Genomic DNA, 15,943 nt, shown 5'->3' on the forward strand with positions numbered 1-15,943 from the left:
ATCGCTATTCACGCATTATTCAACATACCAGCTGTACCAGCGGTGTATGGGTATCGACTTTGCCACTGGCAACGGGCGTTACCCCTTGATAATTTTCACTATTGGTAATCACTATCGGCGTGGTAAGGTCGTATCCTGCCGCCTCAATCGCCGGGCCATCAAACTCCAGCAACAAATCACCTCGCCGCACCACATCACCGACGCGCACATGCACAGTAAAATAGCGGCCATCCAGCCGGACGGTATCAATACCCACGTGTATCAATATTTCTGCGCCGCCCCTTGATACCAGACCAATGGCGTGGTGGGTCTTAAACACTGACATCACGGTGCCGTCTACCGGCGCACAGAGCCGCCCCTGTAAAGGCCGGATAGCAACCCCTTTGCCCATCACGCCGCTGGCGAAGGTGCGATCGGTGACCTGCGCTAATGGCACGACCTCACCCACCAACGGACTACACAATTCTTCCGCGCACACTCGCTTTTCGTCACGAGTAACGGATTCATCGTGAACCACACTGGTGTGATCCGGTGTCGCAGTGGGTTGCGTTGTACTTTCCACCACCGCCTCTTGTGCGTCGTCTTTCGGTATACCAAATGCCCAACTGGTTACCGCCGCGAACGTGAACGCCGCCAGTGTTCCGATAACCGCCGCCCAGACGCTGCTATCAACACCGGTCGACGGAATGATCTGGGTAAAGGTAAAAATACTCGGGAAACCAAACGAATAGATGGTGGTGTGGAAATACCCCATGACCGCCGCGCCCACCGATCCCCCGATGCAACCAAAGATGAAAGGACGGCGTAGTGGTAACGTCACGCCGTATACCGCCGGTTCAGTGATACCGAAAATCGCGGCGGAAAACGCCGATCCCGCAATCCCTTTGCGCTTCATGTCGCGGGTGCGCAGCAGTACGCCAAGCGTTGCGCCAGCCTGGCCGAGTACCGCTGGCGTCAACAGTGGCAGCAGCGTGTCATGCCCCATTACGCTCAGGTTATTCAGCATCAGCGGCACAAACCCCCAGTGCAGGCCGAAAATCACGCACACCTGCCAAAATGCCCCCATGACCGCGCCAGCCAGCATCGAGTTCAAGCCGTACAACCATTGATACCCGCCCGACAGCATCTGGCTAAGCCAGGTAGCACTGGGACCAATCACTAGAAATGTCAGAGGGACGCTGATGGCAACACACAGCAGCGGCGTGAAGAAATTGCGGATATTAGCGTGCAGCCAATGGTTTAACGGTTTTTCCAGTTTGCAAGACACCCAACTGGCGAACAGGATCGGAATGACCGACGAACTGTAGTTAATGAAGGTTATCGGGAGACCCAAAAAATGGAGTATCGGATGATCGGGTGCCTGCATGGCGCTAAACGCGGCGATCATACTGGGGTGAACCAGCGTGGCGCCAATCACCAGTGTCGTAAACGGGTTACCGCCAAATTTCTTGCCCGCGGTATACCCCAGCACAATCGGGAAAAAATAGAACAACGCATCACTGGCGGCAAACAGCAATTTATAGGTGCCGCTGCTCTCCACGATTATCTGGGTGGCGATGCCCAGCGCCAAAAACCCTTTCAGGATCCCCATTGCCGCCATCACACCGACGAAGGGCGTAAAAATACTGGAAATAATATCGATAAACCGGGCTAGCAGGTTCTCGTTCTTCTCTTCTGACGAAGCAGAGGGGTCGCTGAAACGCGCCATGCCATCAAGCGATAGTAATGCCTGATAGACCTCAGCGACCTGATTACCCACCACGACCTGAAACTGCCCACCGCTTTCCACCACCATAATAATGCCGGGATTATTTTTCAGGGCATCCGCATGGGCAGCAGCATTATCTTTTAATTTAAACCGCAAGCGCGTGGCGCAATGGATCACGCTGATAATATTGTCCTGACCCCCTACGCCCTCTTTTATCTCACTGGCTAATGTTTCGTAATTCATGGTGATATCCTTAATACTCAGTCCATGCCCGGAGCAAACTGCTGAGTGGCTGCGCGCTACGCTATCAGTGAACCTTGATGTCAGCGCACCCGTGTTTGCGGCAAAAAAAAACCTGAACCGTTTCATTGCGGCGTAACGCTCGCAAAAAACGGTTCAGGTTTTGCCTGTATTCTCCTTAGTGGGAGATACAGTCGCAATCCATATTTCTTACATTACAGACTACCAGCGTAGTGTATTCTGACAAGCGTTTCGCACCGGCCATCGGCTATTTTGTGATGTCACGCAATATTCTGTTGCTCGCTGCCAGCATTTATTTTTTCGCCTGTTCCTGTAATTCAGCACGCACCCGCTCAATATGAATAGTCAGAAACATCAACTCTTCTTTTGTCAGCTGGTACTGGTAATTCAGTATCATGTGATCCTGAATTTTCTCGGCACACCGATACGCCAGACTGTATTTCTCTTTTACCACATCATGTAGCGACTCATCGTCACTGGAAACCGGTATACGCCCCAATAAACGCTGGGCAAAAAACTTCAGGTGGGTGACAAAGCGATGATAGCTGAACGCCTGCTCGTTATAGTCAAGATGGAGATGGTACTTAACAATATTCAGTATCTCCTGCATGATACGGGTGATACGCATCACTTCCGGCATATGGCTATCTAATTGTGCATTCACCAGGTGCAACGCAATAAAGCCCGCCTCATCCTCCGGTAGCCGCACCCCCAAACGCTGGTGAATGATGTCCAGCGCCTCCAGCCCGACGGCGAACTCTTTTTGATACAACCGTTTTACTTCCCACAACAGTCCATTAGGGATATCCACACCTTGTCGATGCCGTTCAATGGCAAAATGGCAGTGGTCGGTCAGCGAGATATAGAGGCTGTTTTGCAGGTTTCCGGTCAGTTTTTCTTTTGCCAGCGCGATGATGCGATCCGCTGTCGTCACCACCTCCAGCGGAATACGCTCCAGTACATCACTCAGGCGTGCGGTCAGTTCGCTACTGCGCAAAGAAAAAACCTTCTCGACAAGGGTGGTATCCAGCCTCTCGCCCGGCCGTTTTTTAAACGCCAGTCCTCGCCCCATCACGACCTGTTCGTTACCCTGCTCATCGATGACCGTGACGACATTATTATTCAGTATTTTAGCGATCTTCATTGTTCGACCCCTGAAAACAAAAAAACCAGACGCTCGCCACCAACGCGAACATCTGGTTTTGCCTGCCAACGGCAGTAACAACCCCGGGCTGCACACCGCCACGACGCCACCCTCACGCCTGACCATCTACAACCTGTTGCTAACTTACCACCAGCCTACAAGGGCTCAACCGCCCGGTGATGGAAACGTGACCGGATCGACACAAAGCCAGCATTATCACGACAAATTATTGTCAGACCTGTCACTGACGCCTCACGTTTAGCGCCATCGCCACACCGACAGCCAGATGTTTTTCGTGCATTTGCGCAACAAGTTTGTGTAAAAACAATAAATCGTACGTTTTTTTGCGCAAGAGCACGAAAATACGTGCTATACAGCCCTTCAACGGCTTGTATCTCTTTGCCTGATAACTATAATACGGAACGTTGTTTCATTGAATGGTTTCAGCGAATCCACGTGCCACTGATAAAAATACAACCAACAACATACTCCTCAGGGATATTGCCGCCTCGCCCACTTCTTACTATGGGCAATATCCAGTCACGTGCTTCTTCACTCTCCCTCGTCTGTCACCATCTATACTTATCATTCTCTCGCAATCGCAAGCATATTGTCCCCGACGGTCAAGTTTCAGTCTCAGCTAACCGCCGGTCATCCTGTTTTTTTATCCATCACAACTTGTAGAAACTACCGTTATGAAAAAGACCAAAATTGTTTGTACTATCGGCCCGAAAACCGAATCAGAGGAAGTACTGGGCAAGCTGCTGAACGCCGGTATGAACGTCATGCGCCTGAACTTCTCTCACGGTGACTACGCCGAACATGGCCAGCGCATCAAAAATCTGCGTGCCATTACAGAAAAAACTGGCCAGAAAGCAGCCATCCTGCTGGATACCAAAGGCCCGGAAATTCGTACCATCAAACTGGAAAACGGTGCAGACGTTTCTCTGACCGCGGGCCAGACCTTCACCTTCACCACCGATACCAGCGTTGTCGGTAACAAAGAACGTGTGGCGGTCACTTATGCGGGTTTTGCTGATGACCTGAGCGTTGGTAACACCGTGCTGGTCGACGATGGTCTGATTGGTATGGAAGTCGTCGCAATCAACGGCGGCGAAGTGGTGTGTAAGGTACTGAACAACGGCGACCTCGGTGAAAACAAAGGGGTTAACCTGCCGGGCGTTTCTATCCAGTTGCCAGCACTGGCGGAAAAAGACAAACGTGACCTGATTTTCGGTTGCGAGCAAGGCGTCGATTTTGTTGCCGCATCCTTTATTCGTAAACGTTCTGACGTAGAAGAGATCCGCGCCCACCTGAAACAGCACGGTGGCGAGCACATCCAGATCATTTCCAAGATCGAAAACCAGGAAGGCCTGAACAACTTCGACGACATCCTGGACGCTTCTGACGGCATCATGGTTGCCCGTGGCGATCTGGGTGTTGAAATTCCGGTTGAAGAAGTGATCTTCGCCCAGAAGATGATGATCGAAAAATGTAACCTGGCTCGCAAAGTGGTGATCACCGCAACGCAGATGCTGGATTCCATGATCAAGAACCCACGCCCAACACGCGCTGAAGCCGGTGACGTTGCCAACGCCATCATCGACGGTACCGACGCGGTCATGCTGTCTGGCGAGAGCGCCAAAGGCAAATACCCGCTGGAAGCGGTCAGCATCATGGCGACCATCTGCGAACGTACTGATAGAGTCATGACGTCACGGCTGGATAAACTGCAAAACACCAGCAAACTGCGCATTACCGAAGCGGTGTGCCGCGGTGCGGTGGAAACAGCAGAGAAACTGGAAGCTCCGCTGATCGTGGTTGCCACCCATGGCGGTAAATCTGCCAAGTCTATCCGCAAATACTTCCCAACGGCTCGCATTCTGGCGCTGACCACCAACGAAATCACCGCCCGCCAGCTGCTGCTGAGCAAAGGCGTGGAAACCATGCTGGTGAAAGAAATCGCCTCTACCGATGATTTCTACCGCATTGGTAAAGAAGCAGCGCTGAAGAGCGGTTTAGCGCAGGAAGGCGATGTAGTTGTGATGGTTTCCGGTGCGCTGGTACCGAGCGGCACCACCAACACCGCGTCAGTCCACCGCCTGTAATTCGATAATGAGAGTTTTTTAAAGCGCCCTGCGGGCGCTTTTTTTATTTTTCGCGATAGGCGTCGATGATAAATAGCACGATTGGTTAGACAAAAAAGATATATCTACGGCCATGAAAGCCACAGGACTCTGATAAAATGGCCCTGTTTTCCTTACTTTTTTAACCTGCTTGTAAAACTCGATGATTCTTTGAGCGAACGATCAAAATTAAGCATGTTCCCATCAAAAATTTATTCTCATCAGAAAACGGTTTGTGTAATACTTGTAACGCTACATGGAGATTAACTCAATTTAGAGGGTATTAATAATGAATCGTACTAAACTGGTACTGGGCGCGGTAATCCTGGGTTCCACTCTGCTGGCTGGTTGCTCCAGCAACGCTAAACTGGATCAGCTGTCTTCTGACGTTTCTTCTCTGAACGAGAAAGTATCTGCTCTGACCAGCAAAGTTGACGCTCTGGCTACCGACGTGCAGGCTGCTAAAGATGACGCAGCTCGTGCTAACCAGCGCCTGGACAACCAGGTTCGTACTTACAAAAAGTAAGAACTGGTTGAATGGAAAATGGCGCACTTCTGTGCGCCATTTTTTTTGCCCTTCATTTTACACCTCTGCCCTCACCACTCACATCACCACAGACTCATGCGTGCCGCCAATCTGGCGCAGTACCCTCTACGTTGTATGACAAAGCCGTGTATTCGGACGAGGCGACTGAGCCTGCTCCCCCCCTCTGAAGGTTTATACACCTGATGAGTTATCTCTCTGAGGGGTTATCTACCTGAAGGGGTTTCAACCTGAAGGACTACTGAGGACAGTGTCAGAACGCCCGTTCACGCATGGCACTCTGACACCCGTTGCCGTTAGTGTGACGATGATGTCTTCACCGCCGATATCGGCGCAGCATTTTGCGGTAGCAATGACGATGGTTGCTGAGGAACAATCTGCCCGGTATTGACCAGCACCGGCATACCAGAGCGACGCACAATCGCGTTATGAACAGCGTCAGTATCAGTATCGCCATTGTGGATAAAGGCCTTCACTTTCTGGTTCAGGGCAATCGGCATGGTTTGCGGGTCATCTTTATCGGTATGAGACAGCGGCTGATGCACTTCGACATAGCGTTTCCCATCCGGCTCCACCGCAATCTTGATAGGCTCATTGATGATCTGTACACGGGTGCCTACCGGCACGTCATTAAACAACGCCTCAATGTCTTCCGGGCGCAAGCGGATACAACCGGAACTCACCCGCATACCGATACCAAAATCGGCGTTAGTGCCGTGGATAGAGTACACGCCGCCGCTTTTCTCCAGCCGTAATGCAAACAATCCCATCGGGTTATCCGGCCCACCGGGTACCATAGCGGGTAAATCAATACCCTGTTCTTTGTAATGACGCCGCGTATTCGCGGTCGGGATCCAGGTCGGATTCGGGCGACGCTCAATAACGTGGGTCACCATTACCGGCGTATTGCGACCAAGCTGGCCGATGCCGATAGGATAGACGATGACGGTGTTTTTCCCTTTAGGAAAATAGTAGAGCCGCAGTTCTGCCAGATTTACCACTATCCCTTCTCGCGGCGTATCCGGCAGCAGCATTTGCAACGGGATAGTCAGGCTGGAGCCAGGTTTCGGCAGATAGGGATCGGTACCCGGATTAGCTTCCAACATCCCCAGCAAACCAATTTTAAATTTGGCGGCAATGGTTTCCAGTGGGTGACCATCATGAGGTACGGTGTAGCTAATATTTTCCCCAATCAGGCGGCTATCGGGGGGTGGCAGAGGATATTCCGTCGCGCTGGCAGGCTGTATGCCCGTCAGGCAAGATGCAAACAATAATCCCATCAGGGTAAGCGCACGTTTCATTATGAGTTTCCTGTTGTAATTCTGAAGATAGGGTGAGCGCCAGAGTATGCGTCAGGCCTGCGGCTATCACAGACGCTGAAGTATCGCCACCAGCGGGCACTTTCTTTCTTATTTCTTATCAATAGGTTGAATCTCTTTCGTCATTGGAAAGCCCCAAGGATAAAAGCAGGGTAGCAGGAAATCCACCGGATGGATTCCGAAATGTGACACATCAAAGCGCAGAAATGGCGCTCTGTCGGTACGAATAGCCGCCAGGTAACGGACAATAGTCACCGATAATATTCCCTCATACCGTCAGCACCGCTCTGCTCCTCTCATATTCCCTTCCCTCAGACAAAGCCACGGGTCAAAAACGTTGCATTATCAATCACACGAAAATATGATAATGATTCTTATTTCGCAATAAGGTGCCCGATATGTTTCCGTTCAGAGCCTGGTTGCAGACACAGATTGATGACTACCGGCGGCAACTGCGTAACGCCACCATGGAGTTTTATCTGGCAGAGTTATCGCTGGAACGGGAGGATGGTGATATCAGTGATTTGCGCCACTACTACCTGACGGGGCTTCATATGGCAGAGCTGAGCCAACAGCACGGTGACGAAAACAGTTATCTGTTCAGCCTGATCAGACTGCATCAGCATCTGATTCATGAAATCAACAACGCCGAACGCGACCGTCTGTTTCGGGTACAAAGCTACTATTTTGCACACCAGACGCTACGGTACATTTGTACTCAGTTCAATCTGATGGGTAACTGGGATAAGGCCGCCGCTTTCCAGGCGGATTTTATGCAACGGGCGACGTTTATTCCCTGAAAGGAAGCAGGCGCTGTCCTGCCAGGCCTCAAGCCCGGCAGGACACGGCTAAGACAGAGATCAGGCGTCGGGTGAAATCACCGCGGTGGTCAGTCGTGAGGTGCAGCACAGCCGATCCTGGCTGTCGAAAATATCAATCTGCCAGACTTGCATCCGTTTACCGGTGTGCAACGCACGACACACTCCTCGCACTTCGCCTTCGGTGACCGCCCGCAGGTGGTTAGCGTTAATCTCCACCCCCACTACCCGTTGGTCGCCTTCCGAACACAAGTAACCGGCGATAGAGCCAAGCGATTCCGCCAGCGCCACCGACGCCCCGCCATGCAGCAGACCGAACGGCTGGCGGGTGCGATGATCCACCGGCATCACCGCTTCCAGCGTATCGTCACTCAGGTGCGTCATGCGGATACCGATATGACCGGCCATACCGCCCACCGCCATCTGGTTGAGTTGTTCTATATTTACACTACGTTTCCACAGCATCACACCAGCTCCAGCAACGCCTGCAACGGATGTTTGACTCCACGCCCTTCCATGCGCTTAACCTGACTCCGACAGGAATAGCCGGTAGTCAGACAACGCGCCTGCGGCAGCCGTTGCAGGGACGGTTGCCAGGAAAGAGCATAGATCCCCTGAGAATGGGCCAGATTGCGGGTTTCATGACCGTAAGTACCGGCCATACCACAACAACCGACACTGACATTTTCCAGCCGGGCACCAAAATGCGCAAAAATCGCCGCCCACTGTTGTCCGCTGGCGGGCAATGCCGTGGTCTCAGTGCAGTGACCGAACAAATACCACGGCTCGTCACGCAGGGCCGCAGCCCGGTCATCACGGCTGTTCACCAGCGTCGTCAACCACTCATGTACCAGTTGTACCTGAAACTCACCGCGCCTATCGCCCAGCACTTCACGGTATTCGTCCCGATAACACAGCACCAGCGCCGGATCGACCCCCACCATCGGTAACCCCAGGCGGGCAACCCGATTCAGAAACTCGGCGGTTTTACCGGCGGTTTTCGCAAAACGCTGCAAGAATCCTTTGATATGCTGCGGTTTACCGTTCGGTGAAAACGGTAGCAGCACTGGCCGTAAACCCAATTTTTCGACCAACCGGACAAAATCCGCCACCACCTGTGCATCGTAATAGCTGGTAAAGGGATCCTGCACGATCAGCACGTGATCAGCACGGGCCTGCGTTGACATCTGCTCCAGTTGCTCCAGCGTGGTGGTCATCGCCCGGTGACCAACAAACTGCTGGCGCAGCGATGGTGTCGACAGTAACGGCAAATCCACCATACCGATCACCGTGCGGCTAATCGTATTGACCCACGGCTGGCTCAGGAAAAAGTTAAACACTTTCGGGCTGCGCGCCATCAATGGGGCGTAACTTTCCACATCGGCGACCAGATAGTCGCGGGCCGGTCGCAGGTAACGGGTGTGGTACAGTTGCAGAAAACGGGCACGAAAGCCGGGCACATCAATTTTGATCGGGCATTGCGTCGAGCAGGCTTTACAGGCCAGACAACCGGACATCGCCTCTTTGACCTCATGCGAGAAGTCATACTCGCCCTGACGCGCCGCCAGGGTATTGCGGGTTTTGGCGATCAGGCCACGAAAACTGACGCGCTGGCGCGGCAGTGCCTGCTCCAGTACCAGCGGGTCTACCCCTTGCTCTGACAACAAACGCAGCCATTCACGCACCAGCGTGGCACGCCCTTTCGGCGAGTGGATACGGTTGCCAGTGATTTTCATCGACGGGCACATCGGGCTGCGGGTATCGAAATTGAAGCACAGACCGTTACCGTTGCACTCCATGGCACCACGGTAAGCGGTACGCACCGTTAGCGGAATCTGCCGGTCATAGGTGCCGCGTTTTACCGCGTCCACTTTCATCATCGGCGCATCTACCCCCAGCGGCGCACAGATCTTGCCGGGGTTGAGGCGGTTATCCGGGTCAAACGCGGCCTTGATTCGGCGCAACTCGTCATACAATTCCGGCCCAAAAAATGCCGGGCTGTATTCAGCACGGAAACCTTTACCGTGTTCACCCCATAGCAGGCCACCGTATTTGGCGGTGAGCGCCACTATCTGATCGGAAAGCTGCTTCATCAGCACTTCCTGCTGTGGGTCGCACATGTCCAGCGCCGGACGAACATGCAACACCCCGGCATCGACGTGGCCAAACATACCGTAACTCAGGTGGTGACTATCCAGCAGTGCACGGAATTCGGCAATATAATCCGCCAGATGCTGCGGCGGTACACAGGTGTCTTCCGCAAACGGGATCGGCTTTGCCAGCCCTTTGCTGTTGCCAAGCAGACCGACCGCTTTCTTGCGCATGCCGTAAATACGCTCGATCCCCACCAGATCACGACAAACCTGATAGCCGATCACCCCGGCTTCACGGCTAACCAGCAGTCCATCCAGACGTTCGCACAACGAGGCCACCTGGCCATCGATAAGCGTTTCATCGTCACCAGCAAACTCGACAATGTTTAACCCCAGCATCTCTTCGCCGGGGACATCGGTAATAAGTTCGCTGACCGAGTGCCACACGATGTCCTCGCGAGCCAGATTCAGCACTTTCGAATCCACCGTCTCCACCGACAGGGCGCGGGCGTCCACCATGAACGGCGCGTTGCGTAAGGCAGAATCGAACGAGTCATATTTGACATTGACCAGCCGCCGCACCTTGGGCAGCGGCGTGATATCCAGCTTCGCTTCAGTAATAAACGCCAGCGTCCCTTCCGCACCGGTCAGAATGCGGGTCAGATCAAAGGTTTGCATATCATCGCTGAACACATGCCGCAGGTCATACCCGGTCAGAAAACGGTTCAGCTTGGGGAATTTGTCGATAATCAGCTGGCGCTGCTCGCGGCAACGATGCAGTACAGTGTGGTATATACGCCCGACCGGTGAATCTTCCTGCGCCAGTTGTTCTGCCAGCGCGACCGGCATCGCCCGCGTATCCAGCAGTTCACCACCAGGCAGTACCGCGCGCAAACCCAACACATGGTCTGAGGTTTTGCCATACACCAGCGACCCTTGCCCCGAGGCATCGGTATTAATCATACCGCCCAGCGTCGCACGGTTACTGGTGGAGAGCTCCGGCGAGAAAAAGTAGCCGTACGGTTTCAGGTACTGGTTCAGTTGATCCTTGATAACCCCGGCTTCTACTCGTACCCACCCTTGCTCTGGATTGATTTCCAGAATGCGGTTCATGTAGCGCGACATATCCACCACAATACCGTGGTTGAGCGACTGTCCGTTGGTGCCGGTGCCGCCGCCACGTGGCGTGAACACCAGCTCATGAAAACGCGCTTCACCTGCCAGCCGGGCGAGCAGCGATACGTCAGCGGTCGAGCGGGGAAACACCACCGCGTCCGGCAATAACTGATAGATACTGTTATCCGTCGCCATTGTCAGGCGATCAGCGTACTGCGTGGCGATATCGCCGGTAAAACCGTGTTGTTTCAAGGCTTCCAAAAAGCTCAGCACCGGTTGAACGATTCCCGGCGCCTGTGTGATCTGTGGGATCATTATCTGTTGACCCTGTCCATGCGAGAGGTGTTTGCCAATAAAATACGTGTCGGCGGGCAGCAATCCGCTACCTGCAGGCCTTTCGTTTTATCATATTTCCCCCGGTAGTGCGTCAACGGATCAACAAAAACTTAAACAGGCAACGGCCATAAATCCATGTTGCGACATAGTGCCAATAGCCGCTTACGCTCAGGAATCACTGTGCAAATCGCTGTAAATCACGCATGATAAATTCTGGCCCGGCTTCTGACCTGTCAGCCAGACAGACATGACTGCCAGCCCTGTTTTCATCATCTTGCATTAGGCCTGTCGCCTGAATTAACGAGGTAACCTCTCTTGATGAGACAATCTCAGTCACAGCGATTCGATCTCGCTCGAATACTGTTTAGCCTGTTATTTATTGGCATTATGATCATTGCCTGCTTCTGGGTCGTACAACCTTTTATTCTCGGGTTCGCCTGGGCCAGTATGGTGGTTATCGCCACCTGGCCGCTGCTTATCCGATTGCAGCAGATACTCTGGGGATACCGTTCGCTGGCCGTTATCGTCATGACCATACTGCTGGTCTTGTTGTTCGTTTTCCCGACATCCATTCTGGTCAGTAGCGTCATAGACAACGCCTCCAACCTGATCAACTGGGTCAGTGCGCAGGGGCGGATGACCCCGCCAGCGCTTGACTGGCTGCAATCCATCCCGCTGGTAGGTGCCAAGTTGCACAGCAGTTGGCATGCGCTGGCGCACAGCGGTGGCCCGGCGCTGATTGCCAAAATCCAACCCTATATCGGCCAGACTGCCTCCTGGGTCGTTTCTCAGGCGGCACATGTCGGCCGTTTCCTGATGCACTGCGCACTGATGGTACTATTTAGCGTGTTGCTGTACAGCAAAGGCGATCAGGTGGCTCTGGGCGTACGCCGGTTTGCGATTCGGCTGGGGGGAAAAGGCGGGGATTCGGCGGTGATTCTGGCGGCTCAGGCTATTCGGGCGGTCGCGCTTGGGGTTGTCGTCACCGCCATCGTACAGTCGGTGCTGGGCGGTATTGGTCTGGCGCTGGCTGGCATCCCCTACACCACGCTGCTCACGGTATTGATGTTTTTGTCTTGTGTGGCGCAAATCGGCCCGTTAACCGTACTGGTACCAGCCATTATCTGGTTGTACTGGAGCGGCGACACCACCTGGGGCACCATCTTGCTGGTCTGGAGCTGTGTCGTCGGCACGTTGGATAACATTATTCGTCCGTTGCTGATTCGTATGGGCGCGGATTTACCGATGTTGCTGATCTTGTCCGGCGTCATCGGCGGGTTACTGGCATTCGGCATGATCGGGTTATTTATTGGCCCGGTAGTGTTGGCGGTGTCCTACCGTCTGTTGTCGGCCTGGATGAAAGCCTCACCGGAACCGCAGCCGATCCGCACACTCTCACACCATCACAAAAAACCCTGACTACGGCATCATTTCCCGGTGTAATCCGCACCGGGAATATTCCTAATATGTAAGATAAGTTTATCTTTTTAAGAAACCCCCCAGCCATAAAGCACTATTTTTGCTATTTAACTCTACTTCAGATCAATTTTCCTGAAAAAAACACTTTTATCGCAAATCAATAATTCAAAAATAATTAACCATTAGGATGATTCCTAATGACTCAACTCGGCCAAAAATCTAGTATTCATACCCGGAGCTATTGTTAACGTAATGTTTGTCAGTGAGGTTTCTCCTCGTCAGAGCTAGTAACGAATTGCTGTGTGTAGTCTTTGCCCATCCCCCGAGGTGGGCATTTTTTTTATCTGCGTTTCGCCGCCAGTACCGCCCACGGGCATAAAAAAACCGCCCGGCATCTACGCCGGGCGGTTAGCTATAATCGAACAGTCAGACGAAATATTAGCGTTTTTCAGCCAGGCTCAGCCAGGTCTGCACCACGGTATCCGGGTTCAGCGACAGGCTATCAATACCTTCATCCATCAGCCAGGCCGCGAAATCTTCATGGTCAGACGGCCCCTGACCACAGATTCCAACGTATTTGCCTTGTTTTTTCGCAGCACGGATCGCCATTGCCAGCAACGCCTTCACCGCGTCATTGCGTTCGTCAAACAACTCGGAGACGACACCGGAGTCGCGGTCCAGCCCCAACGTAAGCTGGGTCATGTCGTTCGAGCCGATAGAGAAACCATCAAAGTGTTTCAGGAACTCATCCGCCAACAAAGCGTTAGACGGGATTTCACACATCATGATGATTTTCAGGCCATTCTCGCCACGTTTCAGCCCTTGATTCGCCAGTTCCGCCACCACGGCCTCCGCTTGCGCCACGGTGCGTACAAACGGAATCATTACTTCGACATTGGTCAGCCCCATGCCGTTGCGGACCCGTTTCACCGCTTCACATTCCAGCGCAAAGCAGGCACGGAAATTCGGCGAGACATAACGACCTGCGCCACGGAAGCCCAGCATCGGGTTTTCTTCTTCCGGTTCGTAGCGAGTACCGCCCAGCAGGTTGGCATACTCATTGGATTTGAAATCAGACAAACGCACGATCACGCGCTTCGGCCAGAACGCTGACGCCAGCGTCGCGATACCCTCTTTCAGACGTTCGATATAGAATTCTACCGGATCGTCATACCCCTGCATCAGGGTACGGATTTCACGCTGCAATTCCGGCGTTTGCTGCTCAAACTCCAGCAACGCACGCGGGTGAACCCCAATCATCCTGTTGATGATGAACTCGAGGCGCGCCAACCCAACCCCTTCATTTGGCAGGCAGGCGAAGTCGAATGCCCGGTCCGGGTTACCGACGTTCATCATGATTTTCAGCGGTAGCGACGGCATGGCGTCCACCTGCGAGCTTTTCACGGTGAAGTCCAGCAAATCCTGATAGACATAGCCGGTATCGCCTTCAGCACAGGACACGGTGACTTTCTGGCCGTTCTGCAAACGCTCCGTGGCATCGCCGCATCCCACTACCGCAGGAATACCCAGTTCACGGGCGATAATCGCCGCATGGCAGGTACGCCCGCCACGGTTGGTGACGATAGCCGCCGCTTTTTTCATGATCGGTTCCCAGTCAGGGTCGGTCATGTCAGTCACCAGCACATCACCCGCATTCACTCGATGCATTTCACTGATGTCATGGACGATTTTCACTTCACCGGCACCGATGCGATGACCGATAGCACGGCCTTCCACCAACACCTTGCCGCCCGCGGGCAGATGATAACGCTCCATCACCTGACCGTTGGAGCGTACCGTTTCCGGTCGTGCCTGCACGATGTAAAGCTTGCCGGTGTGACCATCTTTGGCCCACTCGATATCCATCGGGCGGCCATAGTGTTTTTCGATCAACAGCGCCTGATGCGCCAGCGCCTGCACTTCGTCATCACTCAGACAAAACCGGGTACGCTGTGCTTCTTCCACGTCTTCCACCCGCACCTGTTTGCCGTGCTCTTGCGTTGCGGCATACACCATACGAATTTTCTTCGAGCCCATATTGCGGCGCACAATCGACGGTTTGCCGCTCAGCAGCGTCGGTTTATGCACATAAAACTCATCCGGGTTCACCGCCCCCTGCACCACCATTTCACCCAGGCCCCAGGCAGCGGTAATAAATACCACCTGATCGAAACCCGATTCGGTATCCAGCGTAAACATAACGCCCGAAGCCGCCAGATCCGAACGCACCATGCGCTGTACCCCGGCAGATAACGCCACGCCACGGTGATCATAGCCCTGATGCACACGATAAGAGATGGCGCGGTCGTTAAACAGTGAGGCAAACACATGCTTCACCGCCACCATCACGGCGTCTATGCCCTGTACGTTAAGAAAGGTTTCCTGCTGACCCGCGAAGGACGCATCCGGCATGTCTTCCGCCGTTGCCGACGAGCGCACCGCAAAGGATGCGTCCGGTTCGCCATCCGCCAGTTGCTGATAGGCGCTACGGATAGCCTGCTCCAGCTCCGGCTGGAATGGCGTATCAATAATCCACTGACGAATCTGTGCACCGGCTTTAGCCAACTGGCTGACGTCGTCGGCATCGGTGCGATCCAACAGCTCATAGATACGCTGATTGATACCGCTTTGGTTAAGAAAGTCATTAAACGCCTGGGCGGTGGTCGCAAAACCATTCGGAACCGACACCCCAAGTTCCGACAGATTCGTGATCATTTCCCCCAGCGAGGCATTTTTGCCTCCCACCCGCTCAACGTCGTGCATACCAAGCTGGTTATACCACAGGACATTACGCATATCAGGGCCGTTGTTAGACATCGAAAATAATCCTTTTTGCATACAATTAGGGTGTGAAATATTTCGCCGTGAATGAGTTTCGGCTTTATCAGCGTAGCACAGGGTTTTAAAAAGGACGGAAAGGTGAATCGATCAACCAAGTGAAAAAAAAAGGAATTCGCGGATTGAGATTGCTAAAAGTCAGAAAAATCCCAATATTGTGAAATAATATCATCGTAATCATGCGGATAATGAAACGCCGTTTCAACAAAAAAGTCAGGAAA

The 15,943-nt window shown here is 53.2% G+C and carries 10 protein-coding genes and 1 other RNA gene; 5 read left to right on the forward strand and 6 right to left on the reverse strand.

The genetic code is table 11. The features are described from left to right. Nucleotides 1–19: 19 nt before the first annotated feature. Entirely contained in the window at nucleotides 20–1,951 is a 1,932-nt protein-coding gene (gene bglF, locus FAZ14_RS01630; RefSeq protein ID WP_153507953.1) for a PTS beta-glucoside transporter subunit IIABC, read from the reverse strand. Between the two features lie 310 nt (nucleotides 1,952–2,261). Continuing rightward, nucleotides 2,262–3,113 (reverse strand): BglG family transcription antiterminator LicT, encoded by an 852-nt coding sequence (gene licT, locus FAZ14_RS01635; protein WP_029456478.1) that lies wholly within the window; start codon nucleotides 3,111–3,113, stop codon nucleotides 2,262–2,264. Between the two features lie 695 nt (nucleotides 3,114–3,808). On the opposite strand from licT, the gene pykF reads away from it, so the two are divergent. Together pykF and FAZ14_RS01645 are read left to right on the forward strand one after the other, a co-directional pair. Further along, complete coding sequence (pykF, locus tag FAZ14_RS01640; RefSeq protein ID WP_016942511.1) at nucleotides 3,809–5,221, forward strand: pyruvate kinase PykF; 1,413 nt, start codon at nucleotides 3,809–3,811, stop codon at nucleotides 5,219–5,221. 307 nt (nucleotides 5,222–5,528) lie between these two features. Further along, nucleotides 5,529–5,765, forward strand: a complete 237-nt coding sequence (locus FAZ14_RS01645) for a major outer membrane lipoprotein (protein WP_012769424.1) — start codon at nucleotides 5,529–5,531, stop codon at nucleotides 5,763–5,765. A gap of 314 nt (nucleotides 5,766–6,079) precedes the next feature. On the opposite strand, the gene FAZ14_RS01650 is transcribed toward FAZ14_RS01645, so the two are convergent. Continuing rightward, nucleotides 6,080–7,084, reverse strand: a complete 1,005-nt coding sequence (locus tag FAZ14_RS01650; protein ID WP_153507954.1) for a L,D-transpeptidase family protein — start codon at nucleotides 7,082–7,084, stop codon at nucleotides 6,080–6,082. Between the two features lie 416 nt (nucleotides 7,085–7,500). Between FAZ14_RS01650 and FAZ14_RS01655 the strand changes: the two genes are divergently transcribed. Continuing rightward, nucleotides 7,501–7,902: a hypothetical protein gene (locus tag FAZ14_RS01655; RefSeq protein ID WP_016940779.1), complete on the forward strand. Its 402-nt coding sequence runs from the start codon at nucleotides 7,501–7,503 to the stop codon at nucleotides 7,900–7,902. Between the two features lie 60 nt (nucleotides 7,903–7,962). On the opposite strand, the gene FAZ14_RS01660 is transcribed toward FAZ14_RS01655, so the two are convergent. Then, complete coding sequence (locus FAZ14_RS01660) at nucleotides 7,963–8,385, reverse strand: hotdog fold thioesterase (RefSeq protein ID WP_016940780.1); 423 nt, start codon at nucleotides 8,383–8,385, stop codon at nucleotides 7,963–7,965. Beyond that, nucleotides 8,385–11,444 carry a D-2-hydroxyglutarate dehydrogenase YdiJ gene (ydiJ, locus tag FAZ14_RS01665; protein ID WP_153507955.1) on the reverse strand — a complete coding sequence of 1,020 codons (3,060 nt, stop codon included), beginning with the start codon at nucleotides 11,442–11,444 and terminating at the stop codon, nucleotides 8,385–8,387. Before ydiJ ends, FAZ14_RS01660 begins: the two co-directional genes overlap by 1 nt. A 339-nt stretch (nucleotides 11,445–11,783) precedes the next feature. On the opposite strand from ydiJ, the gene ydiK reads away from it, so the two are divergent. Both ydiK and rprA read left to right on the forward strand, forming a co-directional pair. Then, nucleotides 11,784–12,884, forward strand: coding sequence for an AI-2E family transporter YdiK (gene ydiK, locus FAZ14_RS01670; RefSeq protein WP_420890242.1), 1,101 nt, complete (start codon nucleotides 11,784–11,786; stop codon nucleotides 12,882–12,884). Between the two features lie 232 nt (nucleotides 12,885–13,116). Continuing rightward, nucleotides 13,117–13,227, forward strand: an RNA gene (rprA, locus tag FAZ14_RS01675) — antisense sRNA RprA. A gap of 95 nt (nucleotides 13,228–13,322) precedes the next feature. On the opposite strand, the gene ppsA is transcribed toward rprA, so the two are convergent. After that, nucleotides 13,323–15,701 carry a phosphoenolpyruvate synthase gene (ppsA, locus tag FAZ14_RS01680; RefSeq protein WP_016940784.1) on the reverse strand — a complete coding sequence of 793 codons (2,379 nt, stop codon included), beginning with the start codon at nucleotides 15,699–15,701 and terminating at the stop codon, nucleotides 13,323–13,325. Nucleotides 15,702–15,943: the final 242 nt, after the last annotated feature.

Origin of the sequence: Dickeya oryzae, assembly GCF_009372235.1 — a bacterium.
Taxonomy (GTDB): domain Bacteria; phylum Pseudomonadota; class Gammaproteobacteria; order Enterobacterales; family Enterobacteriaceae; genus Dickeya; species Dickeya oryzae.